This window comes from Allocoprobacillus halotolerans, from assembly GCF_024399475.1.
GTDB classification, from domain to species: Bacteria; Bacillota_I; Bacilli_A; order Erysipelotrichales; family Coprobacillaceae; genus Allocoprobacillus; species Allocoprobacillus halotolerans.
The window spans coordinates 1,745,303-1,765,048 of sequence record NZ_CP101620.1 but is presented as its reverse complement, the minus strand read 5'-3'; the positions used below and the strand labels follow the sequence as shown (position 1 = coordinate 1,765,048).

The window sequence follows — 19,746 nt, the reverse complement described above, 5'->3', positions numbered from 1 at the left end:
TATCAACTCCTTTTGTTTTCCTTTTTTCTATAAATATAGCAATATAAGCTATCACTGATAGAAAAAAGCAATACTTTCATTTTGTTTTTTAAATTGTTTGCTTTTTTATGAACAAACTCCTTATGCTGAAATGTAATATATTCTTTTTTATAAATATTAGCTTTCGCATACATATATAAATATTTTTCCAATAAATTATTCATAAAAATTTTTTTTGTTTCATTGTCATCGATTTTTTTATATAATATTTCTAATTCAGATAAAGTATTAAATAAATCAGTAAAATTTTTTAAAGAAGCTTTACTGGTAGTAATAGAATTTTCATGTATAACATAATTGTAAAAATCCAAAGATGTAGGTAAAATTTTTTCAGCAACTAATAAAGCTCGTGGAGTAAATTCTTCATCTTCGTGCAAAATCCTAGATTTAAAGAATATTTTTTTCAATTAAAAAAGTACGACTATATACTTTCATAACAGCTGCCATGTGCATTGTTCCATTTAACATTTCATTTTTTAAAAAGTCTATACCTTTTATATTTATATGTGATTGATTGGTATGGGTCAAAGTATCAAATATTTCTTCATTAGGTAATACTTTTTTTAATGAAATACTAATTATTTCAGGAAGTTCGTTATTATTACTAATAACGTAATTTAAGCGATCTATAGCATCAATATCATAATAATCATCTGAGTCTAAAAACAAAATATAATTGCCAGAAGCCTTTGATAATCCAAAATTTCTTGTATCAGATAATCCTGAATTTTCTTTATAAAATAATTTGATTCTTGTATCAGAATAACTTGAGTAGATTAATTTTGATCTATCAGTAGAACCGTCATCTATAATAATAATTTCTATATTTTTATATGTTTGGTTTACTAAACTATCAATACATTTCTTTATATATTGCTCTGTATTATATACAGGAACAATTATGCTATATTTTAGATTCATCTTTTACTCCCTTAAACATCATTTTTAAAATATATTTAGGTTTTTTTCCATAACGTTTACAATGTCTAATAGCGTCTTGTAAACACAATAACTTATAAAATCTTTTAGACATAATAAAATATAAAACACCTTTATCATTAAAGTATTTATCTGTGTATCCTTCAAACCATGTTGATTCTCGATTATCAGGAAGATAGGCAATTGTTTTTGATACTGCATATATCTTTAATTTTTGTTTTAGACAGCTTGATAAAAATAATGTATCTTCACCATGACTATGGTCAGTCCCTCCTCCAAAACAAGTATTAAAACTGATACCATTCAACAAAATGCTTTTTCTTCGTACTGCTATTCTTGCAGCACCAAAACGCATAAAATTAAAATAGTTAACTTTAAAATCTTTTTTAGTAACAAATCTCGTTTTCTTTTTTCATCGAGATTGAAAATAATAACATCTGCATCAGGATATTTATCAAAATAGTCTTGCACAATGCTTTCATATCCATCTACATAGATAAGATCATCATCTCCAAATAAGCAATAATCTGCTTTACTTCTCATAAGCAAATTATTTCTATTTAATCCAACACGCGTTCATTAAAGGCATAAGTTGCTATATTTAAAGAATTGTAATTAAATTTGTCTATTTTGTTATAAGAAGTTTGATTACCTATCATTGCATCCGTTTGAATATTCATTTTGTTTAATAATCGAATATAATCATTACAGTTAACTGTTGTTATAAGAACTTCTACACTATTTCTTTTCTGATTAATCCCTTTCATATAAATCTCTTGTATATACCTTTTCCTTAACTTCATTTAATTCTTCATTTACTCTGTTTACTACAATGACATCACTGATTCGTTTGAATTCTTCTAAATCATTAATAACTTTGCTATTAAAGAAATTATCTTCTTTCAACGCTGGTTCATATACAACGACTTCTATTCCCTTAGCCTTGATTCTCTTCATGATTCCTTGTATTGCACTTGCTCTGAAATTGTCTGATCCGCTCTTCATTGTCAATCTATAGATACCTACAATTTTTGGATTTCTGTCTATAATCATCTGTGCAATATGATCCTTTCTTGTTGTATTAGACTGTACGATTGCACTGATTAGATTTTCTGGAACATCTTTATAGTTAGCTTTCAACTGTTTTGTGTCCTTTGGCAAACAGTATCCGCCATATCCAAATGATGGATTGTTATAATGATTGCCAATTCTTGGATCAAGGCAGACTCCTTCTATGATTTCCTTTGTATTCAGTCCCTTCATTTCTGCATATGTATCGAGTTCATTGAAATACGATACTCTTAAAGCTAGATAGGTATTGGCAAATAGCTTGATGGCTTCTGCTTCTGTGCTGTCTGTAAACAATGTCGGAATATCTTCCTTGATGGCTCCTTCTTTAAGTAGATCAGCAAAAACTTCAGCTCTTTCACTCTTTTCTCCAACAACAATTCTTGAAGGATAAAGATTATCATATAATGCCTTTCCTTCTCTTAAGAACTCAGGTGAAAAGATAAGATTGTCGATGTTATACTTTTCTTTCATAGATCTGGTAAAACCAACAGGTATTGTTGATTTGATAACCATGACTGCATCAGGATTAATCTCCATAACTGATTCAATTGTTTCTTCAACACTTGAAGTATCGAAATAGTTTTTCTTTTCATCATAGTTGGTAGGAGTACTGATAACCACAAAATCAGCATTTTTAAAAGCAACTTCCTTATCAAGAGTTGCTTTTAGATTCAAATTTCTGTTTTTTAAAAATTCTTCAATTTCCTTATCCTGAATAGGAGAGATATGATTATTAATCATATCAACTTTTTCTTCAATAATATCCAAAGCAACAACTTCATGATGTTGTGCCAGCAATGTAGCGATGCTCAATCCTACATATCCTGTTCCTGCAACTGCTATTTTCATCAAATATGCCTCCTCATTTATATTTTATTTTCTTTATAAATCCATAACATAGATTCTGTAATGTATACAATAAAGAAATAAAAATATTTTTATGCTCACCTAATTTGAAAAGATAATAGTGGTGTTTGATTAGTTTATAAAAAGATTGATTAGATATAGATCCATTTCTTTTTCGATAACTTGCCAAAGTTTCATTTAAAAGTAAACAATCGGCTTTTCTTATAGCCTTTAACCATATGGCATAATCGTTATTTTTTTAGATTTCCTATTTGGATAATACCTATCTTTTTAGCGTTATACATTACTGTTAAACACCCTGGCCAACAATATTGATACATTTTTCTTTTATTTATATAATTTGGTCCAGATATACATTGATTAATGACATCATTATCTTCATTGATTTCACGATAATTAGTATACGAAAAAAACAGTTATGAGTTCTCATGAATTTCAACTGTTTTTCTAATTTGCTTTTATCCCATAAGTCATCACTATCTAAAAATGCGATCCATTCTCCCTTAGCGATTTTTAATGCTCTATTTCTCGAAATAGCTGCTCCTAAATTCTTTTCATTTTCAATATACGTGATTCTTGAATCTTTATATTTTGCTACTACTTCTTTAGTATTGTCTGTTGAACAATCATCTATAATAATCATTTCCCAATTAGTATAGGTTTGATTCAATACACTTTCTATAGTCTGGGATATAAAATTGGCTGTATTATATGAAGGTGTTATAATGCTTACTAATTCTTTCATAGAGTTTGCGTCGTCCTTATTACTTTATCATATTCTTGTTGACTAATCTGATGAGTTCTTAATAAATAATCGCCTAAGTCCTCAGCTGTTTCCATACCTTCAGTTGATATATCTTCCTTTTTGAATACTTTTACCAATGTCTGAAAGATTATTTTTAAATCATTTATAAAAGTAATATCTTGTATATATTGCAAATCATAATTGATTTTATCTTCCCAGCTGATTGCATTTCTTCCATTGACTTGTGCCCATCCAGTAAGTCCTTGTCTGACTGTATGACGTTTTCGTTGTTCTTCTGTCATAAAAATCATATCTTTTACCAATTGGGGCCTAGGCCCAACGATGCTCATATCACCTTTAAGGATATTGAACAGTTCAGGAAGTTCATCCAATGATGTTGATCTAAGTTTCTTTCCAAATGATGTCAGTCTTACATCGTCGGGAAGCAGATTACCTTCTTTGTCTCTTTCATCAGTCATTGTTCTAAACTTATACATTTTGAATATCTTTTCATCCTTCCCAGGCCTTTCCTGTTTAAAGATGACTGGACTTCCCAGTTTTGTTCTTACGAGCAAGGCTACGATGATATAAACTGGACTCAATATGATAATGGCTACTAATGACAGAATGAAATCAAGAAACCTCTTAAAGAATCGTTTATACATTAATGAAAACACCCCTTGATGATTTCAATGATCTGATCCTGCTGTTCTTCTGTCATCTTGTTGTCACTTGGCAAGCATAATCCTCTGTTGAATATATCCATTCCTATATCAGTTGCTGTTCCCTCTATATACGCATTTGTTCTAGCACGTCCATTGCCTTCTCTGGTAATGAATGGGTTCATTCTATAGATTGGCTGCATATGCATCGGTTTCCATATTGGTCGTCCTTCTGCGTTATACTGTGCTAACGTTTCCAATATTTCTGTTGGACATGATTTGCCAGGTTCACTGATATATAACGGTTCATTTTCTCCACGTACCTGTTTACACATTGCATCCTTATCAATGATCATGCATGAAAGCCAGAAGTTAGGTTCACTGTTTTCTTCATCATAAGGATTCATCATGACTGGCAATCCCTTGAATCCTTCTTTGTATCTTTCATAGATGGCTTTTTCTTGGCGATATGCTCTTCAAGATAGGGAATCTGGCCTCTGACAACACCTGCAATGACATTTGACATTCTGTAATTGTAGCCAACTTCCTCATGCTGATACCATGGAGCATTCTCTCTTGACTGTGTTGACCATTTTCTGACCTTGTTTGCTGCCTCAAGATCATCTGTCAAAAACATACCACCACTTGATCCAGTAATTATTTTATTTCCATTGAATGAAATGGCATTGTATTGTCCAAATGTACCCGTCTGAGCACCCTTATAGGTTGCTCCTAAGGATTCAGCTGCATCTTCAATGATGATGGCATTATGTTTTTGACATATTGCTTTGATTTCATCAATCTTGGCTGGCGTTCCGTAAAGATGGACAAGGACAACGACCTTGACATCAGGATACATTTCAAATGCCTTCTCCAATGCAGCAGGATCCATATTCCATGTATCATATTCCGTATCAATGAAAACAGGTATTCCTCCTTCATAGACAACGGGATTGACAGTTGCTCCAAATGTCATATCTGAACAGAAGACATGATCGCCTGGCTTGATGCCAGCGAGTTTCACAGCAAGATGCAAAGTTGCAGTTCCAGATGACAATGCAACAGCATATTTGCAACCTACCTTTTGACTGATCTGTTTTTCAATTTCATTAATATTTTCACCAACAGTAGACATCCAATTTGTTTCATAGGCTTCAGTGATATACTTCAGCTCATCGCCATGCATGGTTGGACTGGATAGCCATACTTTATTCTTGAACTTTTCCAAATCTCTTTCCTCCCAATAAAAAAACAAGAATTGCCTAATTCTTGCTTATGATCTCTAATCCTACCTTTGCTGTTGTATCACTGCCAAAGATATGCAGGCTGATGTACGCCATGCGCTTGTGCCTGTCTATCTTCGTTATCATTCCTTCATGCCCCTGTAATGGTCCCTCGCTGATGTGAATATTCTCTCCCTCTATGAAGCCTGTCGACATGTCCACAAGATGGTCGTCTCCTGTAAACCTCTTCAGGAATTCCACCTCTCCATCCTTGAGCGGATAGATGACATCCTTCTTCTTCCCGATGATCTTCGTCAGGTCTGGTATCTTCTTGAGCTCCACATAGAGCTCCTCTATGCGTTCGGTGATCATGAAGACATATCCCGTAAAGAGCACGCATCTGACATCCTTCCAGACGCCTCGAAACTTCTTCCTTGCGACAAACTCGGGAATGAAGCACTCATGAAGGATTTCCGATGGGATGAGAAACCTGCATCTATCGGCAATCTTCCTTTCCTGTCCGCTCCTGACCTGCATGACATACCATTCCATGTTCCTGACCTCCTTGAAAAAGGGTAGGCTTCGCCTGCCAGACATCATCAAATGACATCCAGCCATCACATCTATGACCATACCTCAAGACAAACGTGACACGGCAACGATTTCCCTTTACAGCATTCCTTTTCACGGATAACTCTCTATTATCCTTTAATAAAACCAAAGACATAATACTACAAATTCATTAAGATTGCAAGTGCCTAAAAATGTAATGTCAGTCTTATGAATTCTTATCAGAAATAATAAGATTTAAAATCGTTTCTTTTATTTCTGATGGAGTCACATCTTCTTTATAAAGTACATTATGTAATTGACTTAATCTTGCATCAATATCTTCCACTGTAATATTCATTGGTGCATTTTTATAAATCAAATCATTCTTTGTACGTGTTGTATCTTCACCGTCTAAACGTAACTCCTCAAACATTTTTTCTCCTGGTCTTAAACCAATTTCTTTAATTTCTATATCCTCATATGGTTTTAATCCAGCCAATCTAATCATTTTTTCTGCTAAATCTAAGATTCTTACTGGTTCTCCCATATCCAATACAAATATATCACCCTGATCAGCATAATATCCTGCTTGTAAAACAAGCTGTGCAGCTTCAGGAATTGTCATAAAATAACGAATAATTTCTTTACTTGTTAATGTAACAGGTCCACCTTCAGCAATCTGTGCTTTAAAAATAGGAATAACCGAACCGTTAGATCCCAATACATTTCCAAACCTTACAGCAGCCATCTTTGTCACACCATTATGACCATGTGATTGTAAAATCATTTCTGTCATACGTTTGGTAGCTCCCATAACATTAGTAGGATTAACTGCTTTATCTGTACTAATCATAATAAATCTTTTCACTTTATGTTCAATACATGAATGAATCACATTATTTGTTCCAAAGACATTATTTTTGATAGCTTCCATTGGTCTTGTTTCCATCAATGGCACATGTTTATGTGCAGCCGCATGATAAACAACATCTGGATGATATCTATCAAATATTTCATCAATAGCTTTCTTATCTCTAATAGATGCAATCAATGATTTTAAATCAATATTTTGACTCATCTTTCCATGTTCAATATCTCTTTTAAATTCTTGTTCTAGCATATATAAACTATTTTCATTAATATCAATCATAATCAATTTTCTAGGTTGAAATTTAGAAATCTGTCTACATAATTCAGAACCAATACTTCCTCCAGCACCAGTTACAACAACAACCTGATCTGTTAAATAAGAACTAATCTCATTTTGTTCTAAATGGATTTCTCCTCGTCCTAACAAATCTTCAATCTTTATATCTGCAACAACACTGTTATTCTTTGTATCATTCTTAAACTGAAAATTCATGATTTTTGTATCTAAGCCATTATTCACACATTCATCATAAATTCTTCTTAAATCTCTTTGATTAACATGTGAAATCGCAATTAATGCACTTTCTACATCATATTTTTCTTTAATTACTTTTAAATCTTCAGTTGTTCCTAAAATAGGATACCCACCAATCATTAAATCTTTCTTAAAATCATCAATAAATCCAACAATTTTATAATTTAAGCTATCATTTTGTCTTAATTCTCTTAATAATAAGTTACCAGCATCCCCTGCACCAATCACAATTGTTTTCACTTCTTTAGCATCTCTATTAATACTATAGCGTCTTAACAAACGATATAATACACGAACACCAGACATAATAATGAGTGCATAAACACCAGCAATCAATTCCAAACTAATTAAAGAAAACATTCCAAAATATAATTGTGATAAAAACATCACAATAATCATGGCTAATATATTAGAAGCTGTTAAACGAAGAAGTTCATCGACACCAATATATTTCCATAAACTTTTATAAACTTTAAAAAACGCAAAACAAAGTGTATAGACAATCAATAATATACAACATCCAATCGCCACTTCATTTCCTGTCAAATCCCATTGTACTGTTCTTAATTGAAAATCATTTTTAGACCAATATGCTATTAAATAAGACAATAGTACAATGAGCAAATCTAAAACAAGCAATAATTTTTCTCTGTGTTTTCTATAAATATCATTTTTAAAAAAACATGTAACATATATATCTCTCTCCCAAATCATATTTTACCATAATAAAATATAAATTTTAACTATCAATGTCATTATAGCTAATATCATGTCATATTTCAACAAAATCTCCACACTTTTCAATCTCCATCTCTCTTCCTCTTTTTACTAATATACCATTTTTTCTTTCCAATCAACAAAATACAATAGCATTTTTTCATATAATATCTTTGATTATTTTCTTAATAGTAGATAATATCAGATTATCTGTAATTAATATGATGGACTTCAATGTAATTATCAAACTTTATCATTTAATAAAAAAACAAAGTAAACTTAATAAAGAATATGGGATGATATTTGTTTATAATAGTGATAAAACAGTCAGAGATAAAGAACATTTATCTGAATGTGTTTTACCAGCAGAAAAAAATATGATTGAGTCATCTTTTAGAAAAGTATTTGAATATGTATACACAATAGATGGAGAAGAATCATTTATCAATAAAATTGAATCAATAAGGAAAAAACATAAGTATGTTCTTGTTTATTCAATGGCACAAAATATTGATGGAATTGGAAGAAGATGTCTCATTCCTTTATTGTGTGACTACTATAATTTAATTAATATTAGTGCTGATTTCATGGCATCAACATTTAGCGATAACAAACTATTAATGTTTAATATTTTATCACAAAATCTTGCTAAGTATTTTCCAATCACAAAATATCACGTTGAAAAAAATGATTTTGAAGAGATATGTAAAATGCTAAGCAATGGTAAGTGGGTTATCAAACCCAATGATGAATCTGCAAGCATAGGTGTTCATGTAATAGATTTCTCAGCAAAATCAAAACAGGAAATTGAAGACTACATACATAGGTATCAGAATAAATATCCTATATTTTCAATTCAGAAATTTATAGATGGACAAGAGGTGGCAGTACCTTTATTAAAATTTAACGAGGAATATTATTGTCCAGGTATTAGTGAAGTTATTTTTCATAATCAACAAAACTATCTTGATTATGATACTGTTATGTTAGAAGGATATTCTTTCAAAGAATATGAGGGAGAACTAAAAGAACAATTAATAGACGTTTCAATAGAGGTAGCTAAGTCTTTAAATTTTGAGGGTATATCACGAATTGATTTTCGAATATCAAACAATCAAATATATATTGAAGATATCGGGGCTAATCCCACAATTTCAGAAACAAATGGAGTTAATATGATCTTCTGTGATAAGTTATCAGCAGAATCTAGTTGTGTATATGAATTATTAATTTATGTTAAGCTTATTGGATTAGGATTATTCATACCATCTTTCAATCAATCCAAATAAAACAATTTCCTTAAAGTGACCAATACGTAAAGTCTCGTATCTCTCATCAATCAATTCAAATTCTTTTTTAAAGCATGAGTATTCATAAAGATTTTCTTTTCTTTCAATGAATTTAATTTATTCAATCTATCAGCAAAATAATCTTTATAATCTTTTAACAATGTTGGTACCTTAATCTTTTGATATAACTCATCAAACAAATCTATATTTTTATTAATATATGCGTGTGTTAATAAATTATATTGTAAGAAAAAATATGAAAACAGTCTTGAGATTGTTCTATTTCATTAATTAATTTTATGTTTTTTTCAAGGTTTTTATTACCTAATAGAATATCATGAGCTATTTGATTATTTTTTATAATAAACCAATCACTATTTTGATTATTAATAGAAATCTGTTTTAAAATTCTTTTAAATGGATTTCTTTTTGTTTGATATAATAAGCTTTTAGTAACATATTTATTGTTTTCCAAACTAATATAAATGTCTTCGTTTATTGATTTCATTAAAATTTTATCTTTATCTTCGAATAAAGATAAAGCTTTCTCATATTTTGAAGAAAAGAGCAAACTTACGGAGTAATTAGTTCTAAAAATTTCATGTTCAATTTTATTGTTGATTGTAATATCAAAGGCATATTTCAATAATTTTTCAGGATCAGAAGAGATTAAATTTGATAGTCTTAAGAACTTAAGTTTGTATTTTTTAGATATTTCCTCTTGATTAGATTCTATCAATGCAGTAAGTCTATTAATAATGTTACTTTGTCTTTGATCCAATTCTATAGCGGTTGATAAAATAATAAAATCAATTATATAAGGATAAAAATGATTGTTCAGGTTAGAAAAAAGTTTTGTAGAATTTAAAATTTCTTCATATTGATTAAAAATATTAATATTTTCTTCACCAAAAAATTCGTATGCTTTTGGTAAAATTATCCCCAAGCACGAAAGTTTTCCTGCAATAGTTAAGCAAGAATAATCATTAGAAATCAGTAATAATCTGATGTTTAGATTTATATTTATATTTTTTTCAATATTGTTAATATATGTAAATAAATTTGTATTGTATTCTTTGTTAATTTGTTTTATTAATATGCTTTTTTCATCATTTGCTAATTCATCTTTGTAATAATATGCAATGAGAATACGTGAATATATTTCTGATGTTGGTTGATTAAGTTTAATTGAAGCAATAGCTAAATTGAAATATTGCGTTGGATATGTAGTTTGTAAATACTTATATAGATTATCTTTTTGAGTAGAATCTAACATATTGGGAACACCATTTAAAAAGAAATTTCTGATATAAATTTCTGTAAAATAATAGCCCTTATCAGTAGATTCTAAAATATTTGCTTTTTTACCATCATTTAAATATAAAACAATATTACTCAATAATTTATTAAAGTTATTTTCTAAATCACGTTGACTAAAAAACGGAAACAAATAAGAGCATAATTTAAAAAAATTATATAAATCTTGTTTTGCAATCTTTGTTTTTGAGTTAGTAATAATATTAAAAATTATTTTTTTAAAGAGCTCTTCATTTGATAAATCTTTATTATTTTGTAAACACGAATAAAACATTGGAAAAAAATCAATATCTAAATTTTTAAATATTTCGATATTATTTTTGTTTATTAAAGTGAATTTAAAAACGGTTCTGATTTCATTAAGGTCTAATATAAATTTATAGTTTATATCTTCAAATGGCAGTGAAGATGTTTTTATCAAAAGGGCATTACATATATATTTTTCATGAATTAAGTATTCAATAAAATTCAATAAATTTGTTTGGTCATCATTTAGAGCGTTAATATCTCTTACAATAATAATTTTTTTACTTTTTTATATTCTTTATGTTTTTTATGGTATGGTTTCAAATTTCCCAATATCAATTCTGTTTCTCTTTGAGAAAGCTTATATTTGAATAATGTATAAGCTAATTCTAGTAAAAGATCAGCTCCTAAATACAAAGAACCTATTAACGATGAAAAATACCAAGAACATAATTTAGAAAATAATTCTTGCATAATTGGGAGTGGTTTATCATTATGAGTACTGGTATTATCAATTAATTCATCAAAATTAATAATTTGATATTTTAAAGTATTTAATAATTCAAATTTAAAATTTAAAATTAATTTGAAACAATTATCATATTGAATATTTAGAATCCTTTCGTTTTGATTTCTTAATCGATTGATAATTTCCTCATCTATTTTTGACTTATAATAATTTGTTAATGCTTTTTTATCCATATTAAATAGAATGGATAATCTGATATTATCCTTGCCCCTTTCTTAATATTTCTGATTACATTATAACAAAAAACAAAAAAATCGCATCTTATTATATTTGTAGCAAGATAACTCCTAATAGAAATATTTGGATACCATTCTTGATTATCATGAACTCTAAATATTTTTCCACAGAAAAATAAAGTTTAAATATACATCATTAAATCTAAATATCTCTATTTTATAAAAATGGACATAACTATAACCTCACTGTAAAATTTACATGCTACGAAAAAAGTTGTAAACGAGTTATATATTATGTTCAAAATCACCACATATCTGATATTTTTTATCTCAATATAACTGATTTAACGCAATCTATGTCTTTAGTTAAAATAAGAACTGATTCTTCTAATTATAAAAACCTGTTATGAAGTGACTTTTGTCAAGACATAAATTCACAATTCATAATATTTTTATTAAATTGTTTCATCAAAGGCATACAAAGACCCCATAATAGTGTTCTAGCGACAGTTAACCAGTCTGTTATTCGTGGATTGGGTACCAAAAGGTTAATGGTTCGTCGCATAACTCTATAATCTCCTTGCGTGGATCAGTCATATTGGTATATATATAAACTCGCGACTTTTTATATATATTATGACTGCCATAAGAGGCTTTTCTTAGATAGTTGAACCTGTCTGCTATTTTGGGATCCATCTATGCCTTTGATGCTGTCTTGATTTTTGTCTACTCCACAACTCCTCCTTTCCTCTTTTATAAAATATATTTCAGGAATAAAACAAACATGATTAGCTTCATGCTATATGTCCTGTTTCAATTCCCCATATGAAGCATGCAAGCTCTCTTGCTACTGCTGTTATCGCTATATTTCTATTAACGCCTCTCAATATCATTCTATGATATTTCTTCTGCAATCTTAGTACTGCCTTGTCTGCATAATCTATGACCTTTACATCCTGACCATTCTGCTTTGATTTCAATTTTTTCCCTTTTTTTCCAACTGTGCCTCTTACAAGCACCTGCGAACACTCAATCAACGTTTTTCTTAAATGTGTATTTCCCTGTTTGGTAATACTTAATCTCTTTGTCTTGTCTCCACTTGAATCCTCAGATGGTGTCAATCCACAAAATGATGCAAAGGCTTTGGCATTTGGAAATCTATTGAAATCTGATACTTCTACATGAAAGATCATCGCTGATGAGGTATCTACACCCTTTAAGCAGCGCAATTGCCCTATCTTATCTTCATATGCTTCTTCATGAGATAATTCTTCTAGTTTAGATTGAAATCTTTCGATTCTTGCTTCGAGATCTTCTAGATGTGAAAGATACTCATCTAATATCTCTCTATACATATCCTTTAGCTCTAGCTCTTTCAACCATTTGATGTGTGTGGGAATCCAATGTGATTTCCCCTCATATCGATGTCCTAATCTCAATACATATGCATTGATATGCTATTTGATTCTCTTGGTTTCATCTTTAAAATCATCAATCATTCTTATATATTCTTTGATTTCTACATCCTGATCCTGTGGAACATACACAGCTTTATATGTTCCATTGTTTAAATTTGTCGCAATGTTTCTAGCATCTCTTCTATCATTTTTGACAACCTTGTTCTTGGCTGAACGCTGCATGGTTGTTGGTGCCAATATATCACAATTGATACCTTTTGCTTGTAATTGCCAGTATAATGAGTATCCTAAACATCCTGCTTCATAACCAGCAAGAACATCTGCATCAGGTTCGTTTGCTTTTTCTTGGCGTTATTGATAAATTTGATAATAAGATCAACATCGGGAGAAATCTTAGTTTCTCCTAAAATTTCACCAGTTTCTCCATCTACTGCACATAAACTATAAGAATTTTTATGGACATCCATTCCAATATAAACTATACTATTCATAAGTGACCTCCTATTGTCGTTATGGTATCGACTTTCATAATTTGTTTTTTGCATTTATATTATGAATCGTAATCCACGTTTTGGCAAGTAGGAGGTCACTTCATATTATCTCCTATATCAACATTTAATTTTTACGTAGTCTACTTGGAGGTCGTTATATCATTTATGCATAGTTTCCTTATAATTTTAACACTTGTTGAATTCTTCTCATATCCTCATCACTCAATGCATTATCTCTTCCTGAATCAATAATGATTTGAAGAAGTTTTCTTTCCTCAGTATATACTTTATCGGAATCAGTATGACATTGTCCTCCCGCCATATATACATATCCATCAATCCAACAATAAATGCTATTTTCCTTTAGTATTTGAGAAAGAATATAAGTTTGTCTTTTGACTTGTTTTATTGGGTTTTTGATAGAATCTTGAAATGTATTTCCCTTTGATGAAGTTTTGCTAATTATCCACTCTGAATCATTTTCCTTTCCAGTTGTCGTACCTTTATAATTTTTAGTTTCAACAATAATTAATCCTCTTGTGCTAATAATCAAATTATCAATTTCACTTCTTTTCCCATCATATTCAATTTGAACATTTGATAGAACAGTATAGTTTATTGGAAGATTTTTCAAAATGTTAAGAGTTCTTTCTTCGCCCTGTATTCCACTTTTTAACTTTTTATATGGTCTATAACATAAATTTCCTATAATACACCCTACGCAACCTATAGCAAAAAATATAGGCATATTAACATTCAATTGATGTCTATAATTAAATTGTTCCCTCCACTCATCTGTACCAAGAGGTGCTGTTATACGTCCTGCTATCATAGCATATAAAAAATAAATAATATTGCAAATAATGCATATCCAACTATCATGCCTATACGTAGATACTTTACTTTTGTTCTATTATCCATTAGTTATCCCCCTCACAATTATAAATAATTATAATATAAATTATCTAACAGAATAAAGAAGAATTTATATATCCCATTATATTAAAAGGATTTTATATAAATCTTTACATTTATTTTCTACAAACTTTTTCCTAGCTTTTGTTTAATTGTCACTTTCAAAGAATAAAAATATAAACAATCATGTTTTTTAACTATACTAAATTTGGCATATTCACTAAATTAATACATATATGATTTTTATGTTAAAGCAATAGGCAATCACTATTTCAAATGATCTTTATATTAAATAGCTCGATACTTATTTAATTTTTGAATCATGTCATGAAATCCATTTCAATTGAGCTATAAGCTATTTTAAACTTTTAAACATAATCTTTTTCTGACTAAAAAATAGCATGTTACAAATTTCATAAAAATAAATATATTCAATTCAGTGTTTCAGCATGTTTTATAAAATATTGATAAGTATAATTAATTTTCAATTATCACCATACTCCCTTCTTTTTATTTAAAAGAAAAATTTTCTAAACTGTCTATAAATCTGGCGACAAGCATTTTGATCACTTGGTGTAGAAGAAATCGTTGATTGATATCTAGGATCATCAAAAAACACAGCAATAGGATGTTTGCTTTTATCACCTTTTATATAAATCCCATATTTCTTTAATCTATGAATATCATAGCTACTAATCAAAACTCTAAAAATCTTCTCTAAATATTCATCCCTTGTTCCATCTTTTGGATTCTGCTTTAAAATATCTTCCAATATATTTATATCCACATCCCCAACATTTTTCTTTTTCACATCATCCTCTAACATATCTAAAAGGACATCTTTTTGTTCTGCTTGGTAATATTCTTTGATATCCCCTTTATCTAAAATAGTATAACATTCCTGAAAAGAAAGTTCTTCTTCTAAAATATCATTTTGTGTCTGTAATAAACTTGACTCTTTTTCCAATTGACGAATCAAATCACAATATTTTCTCTTTTCTTCTTCTAATTTATCAATTTCCTTTCCCAACTCATCAATGGTTTGTTTTTCATAATCCTGAGCCAAACTTTTTAAACTATCTAAATAACTTTTTTGTAAATAATGAAAATCATAACGATTACCATAACGTCTTTGTTTTAAAAACAGACTCATTTTATGCAAAATACGTTGTTGTAACTGATCTTGTGATTCTTTTTTAGAAAGACGATAAGCCTTATAATCATGATTTAAATAATCAATCATAATACGTCCATGAAGTGGTATATTTTGACATTGTTTTTTCATCCGTTGATTGATGTCTTTATTTTCTTCATACATCACATAAGCAATACCCCTTAGTTGATTTGCCAAATAAATAGGATCAACAACTTGTTCATAATTAATATATAAAACAGGTAATAGTTTATTTATTTCTAACCAATTTATAACTTGCTGGTAATTGTCTTGACTAATCATAATAGGCTGATTTGTAAGTGGTATACCATCATCTTTAATCAAATGGCACCTTAACAATTCATCAATATAGCGATATCCCTTTTGATATCCATCATTATGAATACACAATCCACCTTCTTGTTCGTTATAGATATACTCCATACGATGATACAAATGCACAACAACACTATGATCTTGAGGATATTGATAAATATCAAAATCACGTTCTTCAATCTTTTTTTGATGAAAATCGATATCTTCATACGGGATATCGTAAACTTGAAATAAAGATTTGACAAATTGAGAGATGCTCCATTTTTCCGCAACCTTAAATAAGTAGAAAATGATTTCATAACTTCCCTCCATTCTTTTTAATTAACGCATGTAAAATATCTAAACGACGATAAATTTCATGTGTCGTTTCTAAATTATGTGCTTTGTTTTGAATATATTGTAAAAGACTCTTTTGATATTTTGAAACTTTATCAATATCATCAATACATAACAATGAAGACTCTTGATGATAATGAATCTGAGATAATTTAGAATTCTTTACTTTCAATTCTTCAATATCTTGTAATAACATATTATAAATTTCTTTCAACTCAAGTATTTCTTGTTGACGACGTTTAATTTCTTCTTTAAATTCTTCTTGATATTCCTGACTGTTTTTAATAGCTGAATTTTGTTGGTGATAAACCCAGTTTTGATATAATGTTTCATATGAAGGCATCGTATCTTTATAACGTTCAATCATAGCATTTCTCAATAATTCATTGATTTCATGTATTTGATGAATGTAAGCAATCTTTTTATTTAATGGATAAAAACGACTACCATGTTCATCAATAATCTCTATACAGCCTTCTTCCTTTTGTCGTGGACAATAACAAACATGTGCCAATCCTAAAACTTCTCTAGCTAATTGATTCGCATCTATAAATTTAGTACGCATATAAATAAGCGGTGTCTGTGTTTTGATTTCTTTTATTATATCAATGTCTTTTAAACGATGGGCTTTTGCTTGAAAAGGATAAACATCACTTTGTATATAAGGAGATGTGATAATGGTTTTAAATAAAGATGGAATGGAAACAGCTGATATATAACGTGATTCATTAAATGTTTCTTTAAAAAAACGTAAATGTATTTTTTCATTCACAAAATCATAAATAACTTCTACAATAAAATGTGTATTTTTATGATTATCTTTTGTTGAAAAAAATAAAGTCAAATACTGTTGCTCAAAAATTTCAATATTTAATAATTTTTGATCAAGTTGATATTGAAAAGGTATACGTCCATCATAACTTAGACCTTCCATTTTATTTTTAGAATGTTCTAACCAATCCAATAACATATGAATAAGTATATCTTGCGTTAAGTGTTTTGTTGGAAATTCCACATAGTAACAAAGCATCATTTTCACTTCCTTTTTATATAAGTATAACATGCTTTCTTGCCAAATAAAGACAATTTTTTAAGATAGTCAAATAAACTTTCTTTATTTATATGAAAATCGGATAAGAAATGAGGAAATCTGTATAAATACAGTGTCTATCAGCAAAGTAGCAAAAAGAAAATAAGGAAAATTACAACAAATGAAAGAGCCTTGTGTAACGACTGATAAAGAGAAATACAGAGTTATGGAAAAACCCGTCTTTAGAAGTTCTCACTATATTTTTTAGGAATACCTTTTTATATAATATCAAATTATGCTGATTTTATCAGTTTTTTTCTTTCTTCTCTATTTTTTTGTTTATTTTTTTGCATTGTATTTTATATAGTGATACTAGTGATATATACTCTGGAGATGCATTATGGCTTATTTTCTTAAAAAAACCATAATAAAGAGCATACTTATTCATCAATCATTGAAAGTGATTATTCCCCTCAAAAACGTTGTGGTGCACATCATACTTTTAAATCTCTTACTTCTGTTGAATCTTGGAAAGCCAATATATTAACGTCTAGACATCAAGTCAATTCATCAAAGATTTTTGAGAAGATGGCAAAATTATCATTAGCAAATTATTACCTGATAGAAAGATAAATAAGTCAAATATTCAATTATAAAATATAAAAGCCAGTAGAAATCATTTAAAAGATAAACACTTTCTTTTAATAAAACTCTCACTATATTTTAATGTTGGATACCAAAGTCAGGTTATATGAAAATCGGATAAGAAATGAGGAAATCTGTATAAATACAGTGTCTATCAGCAAAGTAGCAAAAAGAAAATAAGGAAAATTACAACAAATGAAAGAGCCTTGTGTAACGACTGATAAAGAGAAATACAGAGTTATGGAAAAACGACGCTTGAAACAGAGCGTCTTTTTCTTATTAGAGAAAAAGACTGTTATTTACATATATTTTGGGTAAGGTCTTATACAACAAATTCAAAAAGTATAAAATCTCTCTTGACCTTATTACGAATTCGTATTATAATTTTGATACGAATTCGTAATAAGGAGGATTTTCAATGAAGAATTACAGAGAAGCAAATTATAGGTTATGTCTTGCGATGAACAAGTGTGATGAGCTTTATTATCAAATTGCTAAAAACACGCACATAAAGGAAAATACGCTATGGTTATTGTATGTGCTAGGCGATGAAAAAGAACACTCTCAAAAACAAATCTGCGAAGAATGGCTTATGCCCAGAACAACCCTTAATACGGTTGTCAAAGAATGTATCAATGACGGATATATTATTTTATCAAATCAACAACACTCAAAAGAAAAGACTATTTCTCTTACCAAAAAAGGGAAAGAATTTGCAGAAAAAGTTTTAAAGCCAGTCTATGAAATAGAAAATGATGTTATGAAAAAAGTGATTGAAGAATTTTCTGAGGATTTTATCCTTGCGTATGAACGCTATGCTCAATATTTTGAAGAAGCATACAAGAAACGAAACCGAACCGAATAAAGGAGCTTATGAAGATATATGAAAGTTTTTTTACATTTTTTAAAGCCTTACTGGAAAATGAGCTTAATTACTTTAATTGTTGTTATTTTTGATGTGGTCGGTGCTTTGATGATACCGACGATTACTGCTGATATGATAAACATTGGTGTCAATGGCGGAACGATTGAACAGATGATACAAAAAGGATTGTTTATGTTATTGGTTACTGTGTTATCAGGTTTAGGAGCATTGCTTGGAAGCTGGCTCTGTGCGGAACTATCCTCAAGAATCGGCAAAGATATCCGTGATGAAGTTTACGATAAATCCCTTGCCTTTTCGTCCTCTGACTTTGAACGCTTTGGAACAGGCTCTATGATTACCAGAACTTTAAATGATACAAATATCATTCAGCAGGCATTTGTGATCGGCATACAGATGATTGTCCCTGTACCGTTCATGTGTATCATGGGTATTGTTTTTGCATTTAATATCAACAAAGATATGGGGGTTCTTGTTTTAGGAGCAATGTTTCTTGTTGTACTAGTTGCCTCGTTCATTATTAAAAAAGCCTCTGTCATATTTTCAAAATTACAGAAATTTCTTGACAGAATGAACGTTGTTTTGCGTGAAAATATCACGGGAGTCCGTGTGATAAGAGCATTTAATAAAGAGCCGCATGAACAAGAGCGTATGAACAAATCCTTTGAAGATTATGCAAAGGCTTCGATTAAAGCAAACCAGCTTTTTTCGCTTTTGGATAGCTGAGCTTTGTTCGCTATCAATATCTGTATCGTTCTCATT

At 29.5% G+C, this 19,746-nt stretch carries 23 protein-coding genes; 3 read left to right on the top strand and 20 right to left on the bottom strand.

From position 1 onward, the window contains the following. Window positions 1–2: 2 nt before the first annotated feature. The 12 genes from NMU03_RS10465 to NMU03_RS10410 form a co-directional block, all read right to left on the bottom strand. Window positions 3–416 carry a hypothetical protein gene (locus tag NMU03_RS10465; RefSeq protein ID WP_290138169.1) on the bottom strand — a complete coding sequence of 138 codons (414 nt, stop codon included), beginning with the start codon at window positions 414–416 and terminating at the stop codon, window positions 3–5. Between the two features lie 10 nt (window positions 417–426). Beyond that, window positions 427–960 (bottom strand): glycosyltransferase family A protein, encoded by a 534-nt coding sequence (locus NMU03_RS10460; protein ID WP_290138167.1) that lies wholly within the window; start codon window positions 958–960, stop codon window positions 427–429. Then, window positions 944–1,288 (bottom strand): hypothetical protein, encoded by a 345-nt coding sequence (locus NMU03_RS10455; protein ID WP_290138165.1) that lies wholly within the window; start codon window positions 1,286–1,288, stop codon window positions 944–946. Before NMU03_RS10455 ends, NMU03_RS10460 begins: the two co-directional genes overlap by 17 nt. Before the next feature lie 20 nt (window positions 1,289–1,308). Continuing rightward, window positions 1,309–1,521, bottom strand: a complete 213-nt coding sequence (locus NMU03_RS10450) for a hypothetical protein (protein ID WP_290138164.1) — start codon at window positions 1,519–1,521, stop codon at window positions 1,309–1,311. 17 nt (window positions 1,522–1,538) lie between these two features. Then, window positions 1,539–1,745: a hypothetical protein gene (locus tag NMU03_RS10445; protein WP_290138162.1), complete on the bottom strand. Its 207-nt coding sequence runs from the start codon at window positions 1,743–1,745 to the stop codon at window positions 1,539–1,541. Beyond that, a complete protein-coding gene (locus tag NMU03_RS10440; protein ID WP_290138160.1) occupies window positions 1,732–2,898 on the bottom strand; it encodes a nucleotide sugar dehydrogenase in 1,167 nt (388 codons plus the stop codon). The genes NMU03_RS10445 and NMU03_RS10440 overlap by 14 nt, the downstream gene beginning before the upstream one ends. A gap of 349 nt (window positions 2,899–3,247) precedes the next feature. Next, entirely contained in the window at window positions 3,248–3,661 is a 414-nt protein-coding gene (locus NMU03_RS10435; RefSeq protein WP_290138158.1) for a glycosyltransferase family 2 protein, read from the bottom strand. Then, complete coding sequence (locus NMU03_RS10430) at window positions 3,658–4,326, bottom strand: sugar transferase (protein WP_290138157.1); 669 nt, start codon at window positions 4,324–4,326, stop codon at window positions 3,658–3,660. Before NMU03_RS10430 ends, NMU03_RS10435 begins: the two co-directional genes overlap by 4 nt. Next, entirely contained in the window at window positions 4,326–4,742 is a 417-nt protein-coding gene (locus NMU03_RS10425) for an aspartate aminotransferase family protein (protein WP_290138155.1), read from the bottom strand. The genes NMU03_RS10430 and NMU03_RS10425 overlap by 1 nt, the downstream gene beginning before the upstream one ends. Beyond that, window positions 4,730–5,551, bottom strand: coding sequence for a DegT/DnrJ/EryC1/StrS family aminotransferase (locus tag NMU03_RS10420; protein WP_290138153.1), 822 nt, complete (start codon window positions 5,549–5,551; stop codon window positions 4,730–4,732). Before NMU03_RS10420 ends, NMU03_RS10425 begins: the two co-directional genes overlap by 13 nt. Window positions 5,552–5,585: 34 nt before the next feature. Further along, on the bottom strand, window positions 5,586–6,098 hold the full coding sequence (gene loaP / locus NMU03_RS10415) for an antiterminator LoaP (RefSeq protein ID WP_290138152.1): 513 nt from the start codon (window positions 6,096–6,098) through the stop codon (window positions 5,586–5,588). A 226-nt stretch (window positions 6,099–6,324) separates the two neighbouring features. Beyond that, window positions 6,325–8,142: a polysaccharide biosynthesis protein gene (locus NMU03_RS10410; protein ID WP_435372899.1), complete on the bottom strand. Its 1,818-nt coding sequence runs from the start codon at window positions 8,140–8,142 to the stop codon at window positions 6,325–6,327. A gap of 299 nt (window positions 8,143–8,441) precedes the next feature. On the opposite strand from NMU03_RS10410, the gene NMU03_RS10405 reads away from it, so the two are divergent. Next, window positions 8,442–9,509, top strand: a complete 1,068-nt coding sequence (locus NMU03_RS10405; RefSeq protein ID WP_290138150.1) for an ATP-grasp domain-containing protein — start codon at window positions 8,442–8,444, stop codon at window positions 9,507–9,509. 229 nt (window positions 9,510–9,738) lie between these two features. Here NMU03_RS10405 and NMU03_RS10400 read toward each other — a convergent pair whose 3' ends face one another. The 8 genes from NMU03_RS10400 to NMU03_RS10365 all read right to left on the bottom strand — a co-directional run bounded on the left by NMU03_RS10400 (window position 9,739) and on the right by NMU03_RS10365 (window position 17,456). Then, window positions 9,739–11,298: a hypothetical protein gene (locus NMU03_RS10400; RefSeq protein ID WP_290138148.1), complete on the bottom strand. Its 1,560-nt coding sequence runs from the start codon at window positions 11,296–11,298 to the stop codon at window positions 9,739–9,741. A gap of 38 nt (window positions 11,299–11,336) precedes the next feature. Continuing rightward, window positions 11,337–11,774, bottom strand: a complete 438-nt coding sequence (locus NMU03_RS10395) for a hypothetical protein (protein WP_290138146.1) — start codon at window positions 11,772–11,774, stop codon at window positions 11,337–11,339. 797 nt (window positions 11,775–12,571) lie between these two features. After that, a complete protein-coding gene (locus tag NMU03_RS10390; protein ID WP_290138145.1) occupies window positions 12,572–13,132 on the bottom strand; it encodes a transposase in 561 nt (186 codons plus the stop codon). Between the two features lie 102 nt (window positions 13,133–13,234). Then, window positions 13,235–13,432 (bottom strand): hypothetical protein, encoded by a 198-nt coding sequence (locus NMU03_RS10385; RefSeq protein WP_290138143.1) that lies wholly within the window; start codon window positions 13,430–13,432, stop codon window positions 13,235–13,237. 50 nt (window positions 13,433–13,482) lie between these two features. Next, window positions 13,483–13,686, bottom strand: a complete 204-nt coding sequence (locus NMU03_RS10380; protein ID WP_290138141.1) for a hypothetical protein — start codon at window positions 13,684–13,686, stop codon at window positions 13,483–13,485. Between the two features lie 178 nt (window positions 13,687–13,864). After that, window positions 13,865–14,518 carry a nuclease-related domain-containing protein gene (locus NMU03_RS10375; RefSeq protein WP_290138139.1) on the bottom strand — a complete coding sequence of 218 codons (654 nt, stop codon included), beginning with the start codon at window positions 14,516–14,518 and terminating at the stop codon, window positions 13,865–13,867. Window positions 14,519–15,115: 597 nt separating this feature from the next. Next, on the bottom strand, window positions 15,116–16,402 hold the full coding sequence (locus tag NMU03_RS10370) for a hypothetical protein (protein ID WP_290138137.1): 1,287 nt from the start codon (window positions 16,400–16,402) through the stop codon (window positions 15,116–15,118). Next, on the bottom strand, window positions 16,386–17,456 hold the full coding sequence (locus NMU03_RS10365) for a hypothetical protein (protein ID WP_290138135.1): 1,071 nt from the start codon (window positions 17,454–17,456) through the stop codon (window positions 16,386–16,388). The genes NMU03_RS10370 and NMU03_RS10365 overlap by 17 nt, the downstream gene beginning before the upstream one ends. A gap of 1,063 nt (window positions 17,457–18,519) precedes the next feature. Between NMU03_RS10365 and NMU03_RS10360 the strand changes: the two genes are divergently transcribed. Both NMU03_RS10360 and NMU03_RS10355 read left to right on the top strand, forming a co-directional pair. Further along, a complete protein-coding gene (locus NMU03_RS10360; protein WP_290138133.1) occupies window positions 18,520–18,966 on the top strand; it encodes a MarR family transcriptional regulator in 447 nt (148 codons plus the stop codon). 18 nt (window positions 18,967–18,984) lie between these two features. Continuing rightward, entirely contained in the window at window positions 18,985–19,710 is a 726-nt protein-coding gene (locus tag NMU03_RS10355) for an ABC transporter permease (RefSeq protein ID WP_290138131.1), read from the top strand. Window positions 19,711–19,746: the final 36 nt, after the last annotated feature.

Coding starts and splice junctions, on each gene's coding strand:
- NMU03_RS10460 (WP_290138167.1), bottom strand. CDS start 960: ATGAATCTAAAATATAGCATAATTGTTCCTGTATATAATACAGAGCAA.
- NMU03_RS10450 (WP_290138164.1), bottom strand. CDS start 1,521: ATGAGAAGTAAAGCAGATTATTGCTTATTTGGAGATGATGATCTTATC.
- NMU03_RS10445 (WP_290138162.1), bottom strand. CDS start 1,745: ATGAAAGGGATTAATCAGAAAAGAAATAGTGTAGAAGTTCTTATAACA.
- NMU03_RS10440 (WP_290138160.1), bottom strand. CDS start 2,898: ATGAAAATAGCAGTTGCAGGAACAGGATATGTAGGATTGAGCATCGCT.
- NMU03_RS10435 (WP_290138158.1), bottom strand. CDS start 3,661: ATGAAAGAATTAGTAAGCATTATAACACCTTCATATAATACAGCCAAT.
- NMU03_RS10430 (WP_290138157.1), bottom strand. CDS start 4,326: ATGTATAAACGATTCTTTAAGAGGTTTCTTGATTTCATTCTGTCATTA.
- loaP (WP_290138152.1), bottom strand. CDS start 6,098: ATGGAATGGTATGTCATGCAGGTCAGGAGCGGACAGGAAAGGAAGATT.
- NMU03_RS10405 (WP_290138150.1), top strand. CDS start 8,442: ATGATGGACTTCAATGTAATTATCAAACTTTATCATTTAATAAAAAAA.
- NMU03_RS10395 (WP_290138146.1), bottom strand. CDS start 11,774: ATGGATAAAAAAGCATTAACAAATTATTATAAGTCAAAAATAGATGAG.
- NMU03_RS10390 (WP_290138145.1), bottom strand. CDS start 13,132: ATGTATAGAGAGATATTAGATGAGTATCTTTCACATCTAGAAGATCTC.
- NMU03_RS10380 (WP_290138141.1), bottom strand. CDS start 13,686: ATGAATAGTATAGTTTATATTGGAATGGATGTCCATAAAAATTCTTAT.
- NMU03_RS10375 (WP_290138139.1), bottom strand. CDS start 14,518: ATGATAGCAGGACGTATAACAGCACCTCTTGGTACAGATGAGTGGAGG.
- NMU03_RS10370 (WP_290138137.1), bottom strand. CDS start 16,402: ATGGAGGGAAGTTATGAAATCATTTTCTACTTATTTAAGGTTGCGGAA.
- NMU03_RS10365 (WP_290138135.1), bottom strand. CDS start 17,456: ATGCTTTGTTACTATGTGGAATTTCCAACAAAACACTTAACGCAAGAT.
- NMU03_RS10360 (WP_290138133.1), top strand. CDS start 18,520: ATGAAGAATTACAGAGAAGCAAATTATAGGTTATGTCTTGCGATGAAC.
- NMU03_RS10355 (WP_290138131.1), top strand. CDS start 18,985: ATGAAAGTTTTTTTACATTTTTTAAAGCCTTACTGGAAAATGAGCTTA.